Source organism: Pseudoflavonifractor sp. HNCC25GI2 (genome assembly GCF_058136395.1).
Genome location: NZ_JBYUOW010000001.1, coordinates 185,365 through 202,893, shown reverse-complemented (window position 1 = coordinate 202,893; position 17,529 = coordinate 185,365). Strand labels below are relative to the sequence as shown.

Genomic DNA, 17,529 nt, shown 5'->3' with positions numbered 1-17,529 from the left:
GATCCGTTCTAATATAAAAACAGGAGGTAATGAAAATGAAAAAAGCACTTGCACTGGCACTTGCGCTGGCCATGAGCCTGTCTCTGGTGGCTTGCGGAAGCAGCAACGACTCCAGCAGCCAGTCCAGCGGTTCCTCTGCCAGCGGTTCTCAGACCGATGCCAGCAGCTCCGCGGACGGCGAGGTCAAGTCCGTTGAGGGCATGACCGTCACCTTCATCCCCAAGGTTACCGGCAACGCCTTCTTCGAGGTGGCCAACAACGGCGCCCAGGAGTATGCCAAGGATTGGGGCATCACCGTTGACTATCAGGGCAGCGCCAACGCCGCCGTGGCTGACCAGGTTCAGGTCATCAACACTGCTGTGGCTTCCGGCACTGACGCTATCTGCATCTCCACCGTGGACGCCGCCGGCGTGTCCGACGCTCTGAAGTCCGCCAGCGAGGCTGGTGTTGTGGTCACCACTTGGGACTCCGACGCCAATCCTGCTGACCGTACCCTGATGGTTTCCCAGGGCACTCCTGAGGTTCTGGGCCAGATGCTGGTCGACATGGCCGTTGCCGGCCTGGAGGCCCGTGGCGTGGATCCCGAGAACGATGAGGTTACTTACTGCTGGCACTACTCCCAGGCTACCGTGACCGACCAGAACAGCTGGCAGGTCGCCGGTGAGGCTATCATCGCTGAGAAGTACCCCAACTGGACCAACGTTGCTCCTGACAACTACTACTCCAACCAGGATGCTGAGCAGGCCATCACCGTCGGCGAGGCCGTTCTGTCCGCTCACCCCGACATCGACCTGATCATCTGCAACGACTCCACCGCTCTGCCCGGCCAGCTGCAGGCTGCCGAGAACCAGGGCTACAACAAGGACACCATCACCATCACCGGCTTTGCTACCCCCAACTCCATCAAGGAGTACTGCTCCAACGGCACTCTGTATAACTGGGGCCTGTGGGATTGCGCTGTTCAGGGCGGCATGGGCTGCTACCTGGCTGCTTACCTGGCTGCCGGCAACACCGTTAAGGTTGGCGACGTGATCGACATCCCCGGCATCGGCGAGTGCGAGGTCATGCCCAACGACAGCATCTCCGAGGGTGCTGAGACTGCTGAGACCAACAACGGCGTGGTGCTGCTGCCCGAGCGCGTGGTGTTCACCGCCGAGAACATGGATCAGTACGATTTCTAATTGCAATTGCACTGAAAAAGGCGCATAATTGAAGAGGGTCACCTCTTCCGGAGCACGGCCTCACGGCCGTGCTCCGCTGCCGCAGACGCATGGGAAGCGCTTTCGTGCGCCTGCGGGAGCGGAGGGTTCCGCTTACTTTTCCAGATGTGTAATTGGATACATATTTAAAGGAGGATCTTATTATGGCAGATCTGCAGGGCCTGAAGGTCGCGAAGGATTATCATGTTAATGTTCCGTTTGCCAATCAGAACGGCTTTTATCTGAAGGGTTCCAACAGCCTGGAGTGGGGCATGAAGCGCCACCTGGCCAATATCTTCAATCCCAAGAGCGGCAACACTGTGATGTTTGCCTTTGACCACGGCTACTTTATGGGAAGCACCGCCGGTCTGGAGCGTCTGGATCTGCTGCTGCCCAAGCTGGCTCCCTATGTGGACTGCTTCATGGGTACCCGCGGCGCCATCCGCACCTGCTGCCCCCCCGAGCTGACCAACGCCATCGCGCTGCGTGTCACCTCCGGCTCCAGCATGCTGCAGGATGACCTGAGCCACGAGGTTGTGGCGGTGGACATCGAGGACTCCATCCGCATGAACGCCGACTGCATGGCCGTTCAGACCTTCATCGGTGCCGACGGCCAGATGTCCAGCCTGGACAACCTGAACCAGGTCATCAACGCCGGTATGCGTTACAGCGTTCCCACCCTGGGCGTGTGCGCCGTGGGTAAGGACATGGAGCGTACCGACCGCTTCTTCAAGCTGGCCACCCGCATCATTGCTGAGATGGGCTGCCAGATTGTCAAGACCTACAACTGCGACAAGTTTGAAGAGGTCGTGGCTGCCTGCCCCGTGCCCATCGTGGTGGCCGGCGGCAAGAAGCTGCCTGAGGCTGATGCTCTGACCCTGGCCTACGAGGTCATTCAGAAGGGCGCCCGCGGCGTCGACATGGGCCGCAACATTTTCCAGAGCGAGCATCCCGTAGAGATGGCCATGGCGGTCAACAAGGTTGTCCACGAGGGCTTCACCGACAAGGAAGCTTACGAGTTCTACCTCGACAGCATCAACGGATAACACTGGAGACAGAGGGGGCAGGCCATGGGGCCTGCCCCCATTTCCATTTTGAATGGGTAAAGGAGAGGTGCAATATGCTGCTGCGCGTCGCGGAAATGGTTGTCCCTGTGCTGATTCTTCTGGGAATCGGGTGCTGGTGCAACCGTACCCAGGTGTTTGATCTGCAGGGTCTGGCCGGAATCAAGTCGGTCATCGGAGACATTCTCCTGCCGGTGGTGCTGTTCAACGCCTTCTTTACCGCCCAGTACAGCATGACGGTGGTGCTGCTGTTCGTGGCGGTCTATGCGGGCTTCGGAATTGCCCTGGCCATCGGCTTCGGGCTGCGCTGGCTGGTGGCGCCCTATGGACGTTTCTTCCCCTTCCTGCTGGCCAGTGCCGAGGGCGGGATGCTGGGCTACGCCCTGTACGGGCTTCTCACCGGAGAGCAGAGCGGCTTTGCGGCGGTGGACCTGGGCCAGACCGTCTTTGCCTATACCGCCTTCCTGGGCGCCCTGAAGGCAGTGGACGGCGGCGCGCTGGGTCCCAAAGACATGGTGAAAATCATGGCGGGCAACCGCTGCTTTTTGGGGATGCTGCTGGGCATCCTTCTGGGTGCCACCGGCGTGGGAAATCTGGTCCTCTCCAGCCAGCTGGGGGAGCTGGTACGTCAGATTATCTCCATGATCACCGCGCCCACCAGTGCCCTGGTGCTGCTGGTGGTGGGCTATGAGCTCAATCTAAGCCGGCGGCTGCTGCGGCCGGTGGTGACCACGGTGGTGCTGCGCCTGCTGGTCATGGGCGGCCTGCTGGTGCTGGCGAGCACGGTGGTGTTCCACATCATTCCCTTCTCCAAGGACCTGATGCTGGCCCTGATGGTGCTCTATTCCCTGCCCGCCCCCTTTATTATTCCCCTGTTTGCCGACGTGGGCGAGGATGGAGAGTATATCTCCACCACCCTGTCCGCCCACACCATTTGTACCATGGCCCTGTTTGCCGCCATTGCGGCCTATGCGGTGGCCTAGCCCCAGTTTTCAAAAGGAGACCAGACCATGAAACGTTTTTTATCCCTTATGCTGTGCGGAATGATGCTGCTGTCGGTTACCTCCTGCGGTACCTCCCAGCCGGATCCGGAGACGGTGGGCTCCATTGGTGAGACTACCTTCAGTTCCAAGCTCTACCGCCTGCTGCAGCTGAATACCGCCCGGGCGAATCCGGATGCCAGCGAGAAGGAGCTGCGTCAGGCTGTGCTGGAGGAGATGGAGCACTACGCCGCCGTGGAGGCCCGCTTCCAGCAGTTGGGCGGCGAGATGGGGGAGGAGGGCCAGGCCTATGTGGACCAGTACGCCCCCACCATCTGGCAGCAGTCCCAGACTGAGATGGAGGAAAACGGAGTGGATGAGGCCACTCTGGAGGAGTATGTGGCCCATCTGTACCGGGAAGACAGTCTGCTCACCATGGTATACGGGAAGGACGGAGAGCAGCCGGTGGCTGAGGGAGAGATTCTGGACTATGCCCGGGAGAACCTCTACTACGGCGTGTGTGTCTACCTGCCTCTGACCGGGGAGGAGGACCAGAGCATCAGCAATGACGACCAGGCCAAGGAGCAGGTGCTTGCCGCTGCCCAGCGGATCCAGCAGGCTGCTTCGGACGAGGAGAGCATGCGCAACGCGGCAAGTGCGGAACTGCCTCAGGTGCTGGCTCTGACCGAGCGGACCTGGAATGAGGAAGATCTGGACAGCTATGTCTATGCCAATCTGTTTACCCCGGAGAACTGGGAGGCCAACCTGAGCGAGGGCGCCATGGAGGTCCTGCGAAATACAGACTATGGGGCCTGCTCGGTTCTGGAGAACGAGAACAGCATCACGGTGTTCCTGCGTCTGGATCCGGAGGGAGAGTACACCGCCGAGGACCTGCGCCCCTATGTGACCCGGATGATGAAGGAAGGGGAGCTGGACGAGGCGCTGGCCGCCCAGGGCGCAGAGCTAACCCATCAGTTGGATGAGGCGGCTGTGGACGCCATGTGGAAGTAAGTTCCGCGGTTACGTTAAGAGACAAAATATCCCCCGTGCCTTGGGCACGGGGGATATTTGTTTCAAAGCAGGTGTACTTACAACTTCTCCAACGAGGTCTGAATTAACCGGATGGAGTCGGCGGGGATGCCATAGAGCTGGCCGATTGCCGTGTCCAGATCCGACTGGAGCGCTGCCCGCTGTTCGGCGTCCGCTGTGGCGTGTCCGGCTTCGCAGATGGTGGCGATGCGCTGATGGAGCGCGTTGCTGGGGTCATATTTGGGGATGTTAAGCTTGTCCAGAACGTGGGCGGAGATGCTGGTGGGGTTCATGTAGCATTTCACGCAGTAGCTCACGGGGGAAGAGCTTAAGACGCCGCAGAGATAATAGGCTTCCTCCCTGCAGTCCGTGCCCACATACATGATTTTTTCGTTGGGAATATACAGCTTTTCACCAATCAGGCTGTCCTGGACGGAGGTAATGACGGCGGTAATGAAGGACTGCGCAATATACCGCCAGGCCACTTTATAGCTTGAAAATGTGTATTCGCCGATTCGCAGAATGGAATAAAAGTGCTGGGCCTGGATCTCCTTTTCCCATCCGGCAAACCCCTTGCGGGCATCCAGGTCCGCTTTAAAATGCGCCAGATAATCAAAGGTTTTGGGGGCCTCTGCTTTGAGGGTGCTCTCGTCCACCGGATACATTTTCGTCTCGGCGGTGTGGGGGCATAGGATATAGGACTTGGTGTGAACGCTCCACTGGGCGATGTCACTGCCCTGAACCAGGGGGTAGACAAAGGTGGGTTCAAGCTCAGCGGTTACGGCCTCCACCTTCCGCTTTGCCCGCTCCACAATGTTGCGGACTTTGATAGTGTCGCCGGTTCGATCCAGAATGTTCATCCAATAGACCGCATTTGCTCCGCCGGTAAAGACACCGGTTCTTGCCTTATATGGGTTGCTGCCCAGCAGCTGATCAATGACGGCAACAAGCTGCTGGGGAGAATTGACCCAGAGGGAAGTGGGGTCCTGCTTGTCCGTGGGAAATGCAATCATGTGTTCCACGTCAACAAAGGCCATAATGGAATCGGCAGTTGCGTCCGGTTCCCGTGTGGCTTTTAGAAAGTGCTTCTTCCGGGACCAGCAGTTATATGGGACCGGGAAAGTCTGTGTCTCATTTTTCCGGATCAGTACCAGCGCGCTCCGGGTGTTGACCCCCTCAAAGGGCTTCACGCTGCACAGGTCATCCACCTGCAGGACCCGGAATTCGGTGTCGTCCTTCCCCAGCTTGAAGCGGCGGAAGCCAGCTCCGTTCTGCGCGGATTTGAACATGGCCTGGCGCAGGACAAAACTGAGATAGCCCCGGTCCCGCAGAAAACGGTCGATCACCACGTATGTCACCAGAATAGAAATATCTTCCTTGGAAAAGCTCAGGTCGCGGCCCTTGGCGCTGAACAGCCCGTACTCCGGCCACAGGTGCTGGGATTTCGCCTTATATTTCGGGGGGAGATATTCCCAGTTCACCCATGGAGGGTTGCCCACCACAATGTCGGCCTTCTCTTCGTAAAACGCATAGATGCGATTCAACAGAATGTTGGCAAGAATGGCCTGGTTGGTGGAATCATAGGCCGAAATACTCTGGTACAAGGGGGCGCAAGCTTCGCTTTGCTGCAGGAGCTGCAGAAACTCACGGGCGCGGAAGGGCGGATTTTCTTGCAGAACCGCTTCACAAATGGAGCGGGGGAGCGCACAGATCAAATCGCAGTTGGTGTCAATGGTGAGGGTTTCCCCTTCAAGCACCGGCGTGTTGATGATGTCATAGTGGTAGACAGGGATGATGAAATTTTGGCAGGAGCTCAGTTGGTCGATTATAGTTGCCAGGTAGTTTGTCTTGGCCGTAAGAACGGCAAGGGCGTTGATGTCAAACCCAGCCACCATGGCCGGGTCCACCAGGCCATCCACGGATTCGGCCTGAATCATCCGCATGACCCGCGTTAAAAAAGTCCCCGCCCCGCAGGTGGGATCGATGAAACGGAGGTCCGTGATGGTTGCTCCGCTTGCTTGCAAGGCATTTTTAATGGTGCAGGTGGCCAGCCAGTCGGGCGTATAGTATTCGCCCAGAGCATGGCGGATTTCCCGTGGAATCACCGTTTCATAAATGTGCTTCAAGCTGTCGGAGCGGAAGCTTTGGAGAAAGCCTTTGATGGAAAAAATGGTGTTTTCCCCATCCAGACAGCGCCAAAGGGTGCAGCACTGGGCTTCCAGGTCCGAATCCCAGTACTTCAAAATCCAGGAAAACCAGTCGTCATAGCAATAATTGACAATGCCCAGGGAAACAAACGCGCTGCCCGACAGGATGCGTTGGATGGAGTCACCGTTCACCTCATGGGCTTGGGAGGAGGATGCGCCCTCCACCATATTAAATGTGATGAGCTTAATGAGAACGCTGTAAAAGGTTTGGATGCTCTTTAAGAGCTGAGACAAATCCACATTTTCGGGATCTTCAAATCCGTACAGGGCACAGAGCTCCGCGGAATTGATTTTCGTGTTCTGGGAAAGAAGCTCACCCAGGTTTCCGTAGGTAAAGGTGAGCTCGTTTTGCCACATGGAAAACAGAGGGTCGCTGCAGTCCTGCAGATGATCCAGCTTGTCATAAAAGCAGCGGATCAGAGCCTGCTCGGTTCGGAAGAGCCGCGACTCCTTGTCCTGGAGCTGTGCGTGTATGGAATGAAGATCGTACATAAAAAGGGCCTCCACGTGCGAAGAAAAAAGTACTGTACATGAAACGAGGACTATATTACAATAGTTTCAATTCAAATGCAAGCGGTTATTTGCGTGCTCATCGCAGGAGGATAACTATGGATAAGCTGCAGGAATTTTGGTACTGTGTGGCCCCGCAGAACGAGATTCCCCTCTATCGGGGAGAGACGCTGGATGACCAGGTTGTGGCCAGCTTACTTGCGTTTCTCAATTACTATCGCAGCCATCGGGAGGGCACCTTTTCGGAGTCGCTCCAGAAGGCCCTGTTACATAACCCGAAATTCATACGGGACATCCGGCTGCTGCTGGGGATCTCCGATAAGCGGTTTTATCTGGATATGACCTACCTTGCCCACAGCTGGCAGGCGGATGACGGAACGCGCCTGGTTGAGGAAGCACGTGAAGATTTAGTCAAGCACAGCACCGGCTGGTTTGTGGGCAGACTCTCCCGTCCGGGAAAAGAGAAGTGGGCCGAGCTGATTGCCGGATACTTTCGCGACAACGATTTGGAGCAGATTCTGAATGCCTTTCTGCCTTTGTCTGAGAACCTGATAAAAGAGATTTTTAATAATCTGATTGCTCCCAAAGAGATTCAGCAAAAGCAGGCCAAGTACCGGGGACACGGTGCAGAGCGGCTGGCGGCCCGGAGCTTCCACGATGTGGGGGCCAGAATTTATCCGGAAAAGAAGCATCTGGAGCCCATGGCCGAGCGGGACCCCAACGTCAACCTTGCCACCATGGAGCTTGTGTCCCATGAGGCGGCGGCCGCAGGAATCCACAGCTTTGATCTGATCATAAAGGATGAGGAGGGGGACATCCGCGCGCTGGTGCAGTCCCTGATTCATACCTCAGATCCCGGGCAGTATGGCGTGAACAAATCGGACGAGACCGTGGACATCAAGAAGATGATCAACCGGTACAACGAGAAGAACCCCCAGAAGCCGGTCTATTTGATTGGAAATGTGGACGGTGTGGGATTTTCGGAAAATCCCAACGGCACCATTGCGAAGATGCTTGGGGTGTTTGATTCCTTCGTACAGGTCAACACCATGTTCAAGGCGGGCCTTTACCTGCAGCAGCTGGGACTGATCTCCGGCATCCGGGCTGTTCTGCTGGACGAGGACTATTTCTCCCCGGAGGCGAAGGAGCACTTTTACCGGAACTATATGGAGCCTGCCGGTGTGAAACTGGTGGATGAGGTGCCGGAATATGCGCAAAAACGCATTCGGGCGGGCCGCGCCTGGCTGATTTATTGAGCTTGGCGGCCTGCCGCAGCCATACGGAGCGGGAAAACGAAGTGAAATTTGGCCCCCTTGCCCCTCTTATAAAGAAAAAACAGGCGGACAGCACAAAAGTGCTGTCCGCCTGTTTTTACCTTCAGTTGAGCGGCGCTTGTTATTCCTGGCCTTTCACCAGGGCCTCGCCGGCCAGATAGATGTCTCCGGCGCCCACGGTGAGGATAAGGTCGCCGGGCTGGGCCAGCTCCCGCAGGCGGGCGGTCACGTCCTCCAGGGAGGGGCAGAACTCCGCACCGGGGATCTTGGCGGCCAGGTCGGCGGAGGAGATGCCCAGGGTGTTCTGTTCCCGTGCGGCGTAAATTTCTGCCAGGATGGTGAGATCCGGCTTTTTCAGCACCTCCACGAAGTCGTCAAAGAGCTCGTGGGTGCGGGAGTAGGTGTGGGGCTGGAAGGCGCAGATGACCCGCTGATAGCCCAGCCCCATGGCGGTGGTGAGCAGCGCCTGGAGCTCGTGGGGGTGGTGGGCGTAGTCATCGTAGACCATGGCTCCATGGTATTCACCCTTCTTTTCGAAGCGGCGACCTGCTCCGTGGAAGGCCTTCAGGCCCTCGGTCACCGCCTGGGCGGGGACCTTGAGGCACAGGGCCGCGGCGGCCGCGGCCAGGGCGTTACGCACGTTGTGGATGCCGGGAACCGACAGTTCAGCATGGGTGAAGAACTGGCCGTGAGCCACGATGTCGAAGGAGGCAAAGCCGTTCTCCCAGGTGAGGTTGGCGGCGTGGACATCGCCCTCCTCCAGACCGAAGGTGATCATCCGGCGGTCCAGATCCTTGAGGGCGTCCATGGTGTTGGGGTCATCCCGGTCAGCCACCACAAAGCCGTCCTCCGGCACCAGCTCTGCAAAGCGGCGGAAGGAGTGCTTGATGTCCTCCAGATCCTTGAAGAAGTCCAGGTGGTCGGCGTCCACGTTGAGGATGACAGCCACCGTGGGGAAGAAGGAGAGGAAGGAGTTGCAGTACTCGCAGCTCTCCAGAATGATGGTGTCCCCATGGCCCACCCGGTGGCCAGCCCCCAGCACGGGCAGAACACCGCCGATCATGACGGAGGGGTCCCGCTGGGCAGCCAGGAAGATGTGGGTGCACATGGAGGTGGTGGTGGTTTTGCCGTGGGTGCCGGCCACGCACAGGGCGTTCTGGTAGTGGCGCATAATCGCGCCCCAGGCCTGGGCCCGCTCAAAGACGGGGATACCGGCGGCCAGGGCGGCGGCAATTTCCGGATTGTCATTGTGGACGGCGGCGGTGCGGATGACGCAGCCCGCGCCATCCACGCTCTGGGGCAGGTGGCCGATGGTTACGGGAATCCCCAGGGAGCGGAGATGCTGAACCGCGGCGCTCTCGTGCATATCGGAGCCGGTGACAATGACGCCCCGGCCATGGAGTACTTCGGCCAGAGGAGCCATGGAGACCCCGCCGATGCCCACCAGATGGGCCCGAACGCCGGGGCGGATGTAGGTTTGTATGGTGTCATTCATGATGCTGCACCTCAATTATAGTTTCGTGCTCTGTGTTCCATATTATAAGCGCGGCGGCCGGGAAGTGCAAGACTTCCACCAAAATATGGACGAAGGCAATGGAAACTATACCTGCCGCGCAAAAAAACGCGCACCGGAAACCGGTGCGCGTTGGAAGCGGGACACTCAGCCCACCAGCACCAGGGAGGTGATGGTGTAGCCGAACATGTTGTCGCGGGGCTGGAGGGTGGCCTGGAACTGAGCCAGGTCGGAGCCGTCTACCAGATAGGACAGGGAGCCGGTGAGGGTCAGGGTGCCGTCAGCGGCCTGCTGGGAGCTGGTGAGGTTAATTTCCGCCAGGCTGTCGTTGCCGCAGGTGACCAGGTAGCTGTCCACCTCGGCGTCGTAGACCATGCGGTCGGCCAGATCGGCGGGCAGAGCGCCCAGGTCGGAGAAGTTGGAGAAGATGGCGGAGGAGAAGTCCATGGCGGTCTCCACCGGGAGAACCAGCTGCTCATCCAGGTAGTCGGAGCGCTCGTCCATCTGTCCGTAGAGGGAGAGCATGTTATAAAGTGTCTCCCAGCCCAGCTCGGGGTTGGAGAAATCAAACTGATTGAGGTCATAGTGGACCATGGACAGAATCATGGCGTGAATGGCGGGAGTCATGGACTGAACCGCGTCAATCTGGGCCGGTACTTCGCCGGGGACAAAGGAGGAATCCTGGGATACGGTGGTCTCAGGAGAGACGGTCTCCTGGTCCTCGGCCATGGCTACGCCATGGAAGGGGACAATCAATAAGGTGGCAATCATTGCGGTCAACAGCAGCTTTTTCATACTGGGGAGACCTCCTTTCCTGATGGTACCATCAGTATAACAGTTTGGGGTGTTACCTTCTTATCGGAACCATTACGAGATGATAGCAAAATGGTTACAGAATGGTTGCAGATTCCGAACCACAAGATATAGGGGGGAGTCCTGGGAAGCGCGGAAGATGTTGAAATAGGGTTGTCCCGGCGTCTGAATTCAATGTATGCCGAAGGGGGACAGGTTATACCTGGGAGAGAAAATTTTTCCTTTCGTACCGGGCTCTTTACAAGAGTAGACGGAAAAAGAGCGGAAAGGTTCCGCTCCGGGAAGAAAAAAGTTTGGAGGCCGGTCGCGGTTGACCGGGGCGGGGGTTTGTTATACAATAAATCCGATTGCCAAAATGACCTGAGGAGAAGAGAAAACTATGCTCAATCACGACCAAGAACTTCGTTTTGCCCGGGCCCGGCGGGACGCCATCGCCCGGGACTTCACCCGGCTGAACCCGGAGCAGCAGCGGGCGGTGCTTACCACCGAGGGGCCTCTTCTGCTGCTGGCGGGGGCGGGCAGCGGTAAGACCACGGTGCTCATCAACCGCATTGCCAATCTCATGCGGTACGGCCGGGGTTCAGACAGCCCGGAGGTGCCCGGCTGGGTGACTGAAGAGGACCTAGCCTTCCTGGAGGCTTACGCCGCCTCCCGGGAGCAGCCTGCCCCGGAGGACAAGGAGCGCCAGGAGCGGCTGTGTGCCCTGGATCCTGCCGCGCCCTGGACCATCCTGGCCATTACCTTTACCAATAAGGCGGCGGGAGAGCTGAAGGAGCGGCTGGCGCGGATGCTGGGGCCGTCGGCGGAGGACGTGTGGGCCTCCACCTTCCACTCCGCCTGTGTGCGCATCCTCCGTCGGGACATTGAGCGGCTGGGTTTCTCCTCCTCCTTTACCATCTATGACACCGACGACTCCCTGCGGGTCATCAAGGACTGCATGAAGGAGCTGGAGCTGGACGACAAGCAGTTCCCGCCCCGGTCGGTGTTGGGATATATCTCCCGGGCCAAGGACGAGATGCTCCTGGGGGAGGACTACCTGGCCCGGTGTGAGAAGTCGGGGGACTTCCGTCTGACCAAAATCGCCAGAATTTATGTGGAGTACCAGCGGCGGCTGTGGGAAGCCAGCGCCCTGGACTTTGACGACATCATCCTCCACACCGTCCGCCTGTTGCAGAAATTTGATGACGTACGGGAATATTATCAGAAAAAATTCCGGTATGTACTTATCGATGAGTACCAGGACACCAACAACCTCCAGTATCTCCTGGCCTCCACCCTGGCGGGAGGCTATGAGAACTTCTGCGTGGTAGGCGACGACGACCAGTCCATCTACCGCTTCCGCGGTGCCACCATTGAGAACATCCTCTCCTTTGAAAAGCAGTACCCCAAGTGCCGCACCATCCGTCTGGAGGAAAACTACCGCTCCACCCGCCACATTCTGGAGGCCTCCAACGCGGTCATTCGCAACAACCAGGGCCGAAAGGGCAAGGAGCTGTGGACGAAAGCGGGGGAGGGGGAGAAGCTTCACCTCTACACGGCCATGAATGAGAACGACGAGGCCCGGTTTGTGGCCGACCGGATTGTGGAGGATGTGGCCCAGGGGCGGAAGTGGAAGGACCACGCCATCCTCTACCGCATGAATGCCCAGTCCAACCAGCTGGAAAATGCCTGCAAGCGCAGCGGCATCCCCTACCGCATCATCGGGGGCACCCGCTTCTTTGACCGGGCGGAGGTCAAGGACATGATCGCCTATCTGGCGGTTTTGAATAATCCGGAGGACGACTTGCGCCTTACCCGCATCATCAACAACCCGCCCCGGGGCATCGGGGCCAAGACCATCGAGACGGCCCAGGAGGTGGCCCGGCGGGAGGAGACCTCTCTCTACGCCGTCATCGACAACGCCCGCATGTACCCGGAGCTGGAGCGATCGGCGGGCAAGCTGGCCCAGTTCACCAGCCTCATGGGGGAGCTGGCCGGACTTCTGGGGGAGCTGCCCCTGGACCGGTTCTACGAGGAGCTGATCATCCGCACGGGGTACGCTACCATGCTGGAGGCCAAAAACACCGTGGAGGACCGCACCCGTCTGGAGAACGTGCGGGAGCTGCTCACCTCCATCCGTGGGTACATGGAAAACGCCGGGGACGAGCCCACCCTGGCGGGCTTTTTGGATGAGATTGCCCTCTATACCGACCTGGACAGCCACGACCCGGACCAGGACTGCGTGGTGATGATGACCATGCACGCGGCCAAGGGCCTGGAGTTCCCGGTGGTCTTCCTGGTGGGAGCCGAGGAGGGCATCTTCCCCGGCATCCGGGCCATCGGCGAGACGGAGGAGATGGAGGAGGAGCGGCGTCTGTGCTACGTGGCCATGACCCGGGCCAAGGAGAAGCTCTACCTCACCTGCGCCAGCCAGCGTATGCTCTTCGGACGCACCAGTGCCAACCGGCCCTCCCGCTTTGTGGGGGAGATCCCGGAGGAGCACCTGGAGCGCTCCGGCCGCAGCTACCTGTCCTCCGGCGAGGAGGAGAGCGGCTGGGGCGGCATGCCCAGCCGCACCTCGGGCTACACCGGCTATGGAGACGGCTTTGCCCGGAGCGGATATGGAGGCGGACGGGCTGCCCAGGGCATGACCCGCAGCCCCTATGACCAGCGGCCCCAGCCCGTCCGGCCCACGGCTGGTTCCAGCCAGACCCGGCGCACGGCCCCGGGAGCGGGACGCAGCGGCTTTGCCGCCTATGCCGCCCCGGCCACTTCTGCCGGGACCCCCTCCTTCCAGAAGGGGGACACGGTGCGGCATAAGGCCTTCGGCCGCGGCATGATTCTCTCCATCCAGAAGATGGGGGGCGACGCCCTGGCGGAGATCGCCTTTGATGAGGTGGGCACCAAGCGGCTGATGCTCAAGTCCGCCGCCGCCCACATGGAAAAGCTTTAAAGTCCCGGCCCCGGCCGCGGGAGAGAGCGGAGCGCTCTCCCGCAGCCGGGGCTTTCTTGTCGCATTCAGGCGAAGGGAGAAGACAAATTCTTTGAAAAATTGGTGAAAATTCTGCAACATTTCCCTGCCGGATTCGTCTATCTTAACAGGGGCGGCAGCGGGTCTGTCCGGGACGAGCAGATGGAAATCCTTAATGGAATCTTAAATATTTGTAATCACCCTGTAATTGTCTGAAAGCTGCCGGTCGCCTATAATGTCCCTAAGGACAGGCGTAGACTGTCCATGTTGTTTGTTAATTTTACCGGCCCGATGCGGCAAGGAGGATTTACGCTATGCCAGAAGTCACGACTCCCCAGGCACAAACTCAGACTCCCGTTCCGTCCCAGAACCAATCTCCCGCGCCGTCCAAAGGCCCCATGAAGAAAAAGGACGGTAAGAAAAAGATGGTGAAGCGGATTGTGGCGCTGGGCGTCACGGCGGCCATCTTGTTCGGCGCCGGCTTTGGTGTGTGGTACCTGGTGTTCCGGAATGACAAGACAACGGGCAAACCCTTGTCTGAGCCGGCCCAGATCGGCACCATTCAGAGCACTGTCCAGGGAAACGGATCCGCCGTGCCCAAGGAGTCGGCCTCCATTACCCTCAGTGCTGCCGGCACTGTGCAGGAGGTCTTTGTCACCGTAGGCCAGCAGGTGATGGCGGGCGATCCCCTCTACACCATCGACAGCCAGGACGCCCGGGATAAGCTGCAGAAGGCCCAGGAGAACCTGGATAAGCTGCTCAAGGACATGGCTGACCTGCAGGAGGATGCGGCCAACCTCACCGTCCGGGCCCCCTTTGCCGGCAAACTGCAGGACGTCAAGGAGTTCCAGCCCGACCAGGAAGTGAGCAAAGAGGCTCCGGTGGCCACGCTGGTCAACGACAAGAAGCTGAAGCTGTCCCTCTATTTCAGCTATGCCTATGAGAAGGACATCAAGGTGGGGCAGAGTGTCAACGTCTCCATCCCCGCGGTGATGAAGGACTACAAGGGGACCGTGGAGAAGATCAACAAGGTCAGCTACATCTCCCCTGAGGGCGCCGTCCACTTTGAGGTGGTCATCGTCTTTGACAACCCCGGTACCCTCACTGCCGATATGGACGCCTCCGCCGTACTTACCGCCGCCGACGGAACCGCTATCTACCCCTATCAGAACGGCAAGACGGAGTTTTATGAGACCCGGAACATTGTGGCCAAGGCAGGCGGCCCGGTGGTCAGCGTAGGCAATCTGCTCAACCACGCCAACGTGTCCGCGGGCGAGGCCCTGCTCACCCTGGGCTCTTCCACCATTGACGCGGACATCCGTGCCAAGCAGGAACAGATCAATACGGCCCAGCAGGAACTGGAGACTGCCCAGAAGGGCATTGAGAACTTCAATGCCGTGGCGCCCATCGACGGTGTGGTGTTCTCCTGCGCCCTGGAGCCCGGCCAGACGGTGAAGGAGGGGGAGACGGTCATCACCATCTCCAACACCACCACCATGCTGGTGGACATCCAGGTGGACAACCGCAACATCGGCTTTATCAAGGCCGGCATGACCATGGAACTCACCGATCAGGCCACCAACACCCCCTACACCGGCACGGTCACCAAGGTGGCCATGCAGGGCGAGGTGGGCAGCGGTATGACCACCTACCCCGTGCAGCTGTCGGTGGACAACTTTGACGGCAGCCTGACCAGCGGCGCCTGGCTGAGCTACAAGCTGGTTACCAGCGAGGCGGTAGACTGTATCACGGTTCCCAACCAGAGCGTCCGTCGTGTGACCGATGTGGACGGCAACATTCACACCGTTGTCTTTGTGCAGGCCGACTCCAAGCCGGAGAATGCCATCGAGATTGCTCCTTCCACCCCCCAGGAGGGCATGCCGGAGCAGCAGAATACCATGCCCACCCCGGAGGAGGGCTTCTGGCCCGTTCCGGTGACCATCGGCATCTCGGATACATACAACGTGGAAATCAAGGACGGCATTGAGGCGGGCACTCCCGTCTTCACCAACCGGGAGACCGACCAGAGCGCCGGCTGGTAAGAGGTGGCGCCATGCTCATCAGAATCAAAGATATCTATAAAATTTATAACGAGGGCAAGGAGAGCGAAGTCCGGGCCCTGGACGGGGTCTCGCTGGAGATTGACCGGGGCGAATTTGTGGCCATCGTGGGCCAGTCGGGCTCGGGCAAATCCACCATGATGAACGTGCTGGGCTGCCTGGACATCCCCACCTACGGGGAGTACTGGCTGGACGGCACCGACGTCACCGAGCTCTCCGACCGCCAGCTGGCCCGCATCCGCAACAAGGAGATCGGCTTTATCTTCCAGGGCTACAACCTCATCCAGGAGCTGGACGCTCTGGAGAATGTGACCTTGCCCCTCATCTACCAGGGACTGTCCATCTTCGAGCGGGAGGACCGGGCCATGGAGGCGCTGGAGCGGGTGGGAATGGCCGAACGGGCCCACCACCGCCCCAGCGAGATGTCCGGCGGTCAGCAGCAGCGGGTGGCCATCGCCCGGGCCATCGCCACCCACCCTCCCATCATCATGGCCGACGAGCCCACCGGCGCTCTGGACTCCAAGACGGGCCAGCACGTGCTGGAAATCCTCCGGGAGCTGAACCGGGAGGGGTCCACCATCATTCTCATTACCCACGACAACGGCATCGCCGCCCAGGCCAACCGCCGGGTGCGGCTGTCCGACGGAAAGATTGTCTCGGATGAACGGGGGGAGGAGGGGACACAGGCATGAACCTTACGCAGGCATTTAAAATGGCCTTTAAGTCCATCTATGCCAAGAAGACCCGATCCTTTCTGACCATGCTGGGCATTATCATCGGCGTGGCCTCGGTGGTGGTCATGGTCTCCGTGGTCTCCGGCCAGAACAAGCGCAACCTGGAGTACTACGAGAAGATGGGCGACAACAAAATCAGCGTCAACGCCAACTCTTATACCGGACAGGATATGGACCAGGTTCTCAACGACTTTGTGCTGGGACTGGGCGACCTGGTGGTGGGCATTACCCCCAACGTCCAGGCCTGGGGCAGCGAGATGATAGTCAAATACGGAGCCAAGAGCTACTCCACCCAGAACTACGAGCACTGGGAGGATATGATCCAGGTGCTGCTGGGCAACGACAAGTACGGCGTGTGCAACAACTACGAGCTGGGAGGCGGCCGGGAGCTGTCCTACCTGGACCTGAAGAATGAGAACAGCGTGTGCGTTCTGGGGGGCGGGCTGAAGGAAAAGCTCTTTGACTACACCGACCCCGTGGGCGAGACCATCACCGTCAACGGTATGCCCTATCTGGTGGTGGGCTGGTACAAGTCCAAGGATGTGCAGTACTCCCCGGAGGTGGACAATATCCTCCTGCTGCCCTACACCCTCAACCGCACCATCAACAAGAACCAGACCATCTCCTCCTGGAGCATCAAGGCCTCCTCCGCGGCGGCCACCACCCAGGTGATTACCAAGCTGGACGGTCTGCTCAACGGCATGTTCCCCCAGGATGAAAACGGCATGCGCCAGGGGGGCGACTTCTACGTGGGCAGCGACAACAAGTGGCAGGAGCAGATGCAGCAGGCCAGCCTCATGCAGACCCTGGTCATGGGCGGCATCGCAGCCATCTCCCTGCTGGTGGGCGGCATCGGCATCATGAACATCATGCTGGTCACCGTCACCGAGCGTACCCGTGAGATCGGTATCCGCAAGGCCATCGGCGCCGAGCGGCGGAGCATCATCGCCCAGTTCCTCATTGAGGCGGCGGTCATCTGCGGCATCGGCGGCATCATCGGTATTATCATTGGATGCGCTGGATCCCTTATCGCGGGAAAATTCCTGCTCCAGGGCATGATTTTGTGGCCAACGGAGTCCATTACCATCGGAGCTTTCCTGTTCTCGGTGGTGCTGGGCGTCCTGTTTGGCATGTACCCGGCCGTCAAGGCCTCCGGCCTGCAGCCGGTGGAAGCCCTTCGGGCGGAATAAGGAGAA

The 17,529-nt window shown here is 59.3% G+C and carries 12 protein-coding genes; 9 read left to right on the top strand and 3 right to left on the bottom strand.

Annotated elements, in window-relative coordinates:
• The first annotated feature begins 35 nt into the window (after window positions 1-35).
• The 4 genes from AC3YUO_RS00900 to AC3YUO_RS00885 all read left to right on the top strand — a co-directional run bounded on the left by AC3YUO_RS00900 (window position 36) and on the right by AC3YUO_RS00885 (window position 4,254).
• Complete coding sequence (locus AC3YUO_RS00900) at window positions 36-1,181, top strand: substrate-binding domain-containing protein (RefSeq protein WP_489961165.1); 1,146 nt, start codon at window positions 36-38, stop codon at window positions 1,179-1,181.
• A gap of 182 nt (window positions 1,182-1,363) precedes the next feature.
• Window positions 1,364-2,245, top strand: coding sequence for a 3-hydroxy-5-phosphonooxypentane-2,4-dione thiolase (gene lsrF / locus AC3YUO_RS00895; protein ID WP_489961164.1), 882 nt, complete (start codon window positions 1,364-1,366; stop codon window positions 2,243-2,245).
• Between the two features lie 74 nt (window positions 2,246-2,319).
• Window positions 2,320-3,246, top strand: a complete 927-nt coding sequence (locus AC3YUO_RS00890; RefSeq protein ID WP_489961163.1) for an AEC family transporter — start codon at window positions 2,320-2,322, stop codon at window positions 3,244-3,246.
• 27 nt (window positions 3,247-3,273) lie between these two features.
• Complete coding sequence (locus AC3YUO_RS00885) at window positions 3,274-4,254, top strand: hypothetical protein (RefSeq protein WP_489961162.1); 981 nt, start codon at window positions 3,274-3,276, stop codon at window positions 4,252-4,254.
• A gap of 77 nt (window positions 4,255-4,331) precedes the next feature.
• Here AC3YUO_RS00885 and AC3YUO_RS00880 read toward each other — a convergent pair whose 3' ends face one another.
• Window positions 4,332-6,971 carry an Eco57I restriction-modification methylase domain-containing protein gene (locus AC3YUO_RS00880; RefSeq protein WP_489961161.1) on the bottom strand — a complete coding sequence of 880 codons (2,640 nt, stop codon included), beginning with the start codon at window positions 6,969-6,971 and terminating at the stop codon, window positions 4,332-4,334.
• Between the two features lie 116 nt (window positions 6,972-7,087).
• Between AC3YUO_RS00880 and AC3YUO_RS00875 the strand changes: the two genes are divergently transcribed.
• On the top strand, window positions 7,088-8,245 hold the full coding sequence (locus tag AC3YUO_RS00875; RefSeq protein WP_489961160.1) for a hypothetical protein: 1,158 nt from the start codon (window positions 7,088-7,090) through the stop codon (window positions 8,243-8,245).
• A 139-nt stretch (window positions 8,246-8,384) separates the two neighbouring features.
• Here AC3YUO_RS00875 and murC read toward each other — a convergent pair whose 3' ends face one another.
• Both murC and AC3YUO_RS00865 read right to left on the bottom strand, forming a co-directional pair.
• Window positions 8,385-9,758, bottom strand: coding sequence for a UDP-N-acetylmuramate--L-alanine ligase (murC, locus tag AC3YUO_RS00870; RefSeq protein WP_489961159.1), 1,374 nt, complete (start codon window positions 9,756-9,758; stop codon window positions 8,385-8,387).
• A 165-nt stretch (window positions 9,759-9,923) separates the two neighbouring features.
• Entirely contained in the window at window positions 9,924-10,571 is a 648-nt protein-coding gene (locus AC3YUO_RS00865) for a hypothetical protein (RefSeq protein WP_489961158.1), read from the bottom strand.
• 397 nt (window positions 10,572-10,968) lie between these two features.
• On the opposite strand from AC3YUO_RS00865, the gene AC3YUO_RS00860 reads away from it, so the two are divergent.
• From AC3YUO_RS00860 to AC3YUO_RS00845, 4 genes are all read left to right on the top strand, one after another.
• Complete coding sequence (locus AC3YUO_RS00860; RefSeq protein WP_489961157.1) at window positions 10,969-13,521, top strand: ATP-dependent helicase; 2,553 nt, start codon at window positions 10,969-10,971, stop codon at window positions 13,519-13,521.
• A gap of 332 nt (window positions 13,522-13,853) precedes the next feature.
• Window positions 13,854-15,581: an HlyD family efflux transporter periplasmic adaptor subunit gene (locus AC3YUO_RS00855; RefSeq protein ID WP_489961156.1), complete on the top strand. Its 1,728-nt coding sequence runs from the start codon at window positions 13,854-13,856 to the stop codon at window positions 15,579-15,581.
• An 11-nt stretch (window positions 15,582-15,592) separates the two neighbouring features.
• A complete protein-coding gene (locus tag AC3YUO_RS00850; protein ID WP_489961155.1) occupies window positions 15,593-16,291 on the top strand; it encodes an ABC transporter ATP-binding protein in 699 nt (232 codons plus the stop codon).
• Window positions 16,288-17,523: an ABC transporter permease gene (locus tag AC3YUO_RS00845; RefSeq protein WP_489961154.1), complete on the top strand. Its 1,236-nt coding sequence runs from the start codon at window positions 16,288-16,290 to the stop codon at window positions 17,521-17,523. Before AC3YUO_RS00850 ends, AC3YUO_RS00845 begins: the two co-directional genes overlap by 4 nt.
• Window positions 17,524-17,529 lie beyond the last annotated feature (6 nt).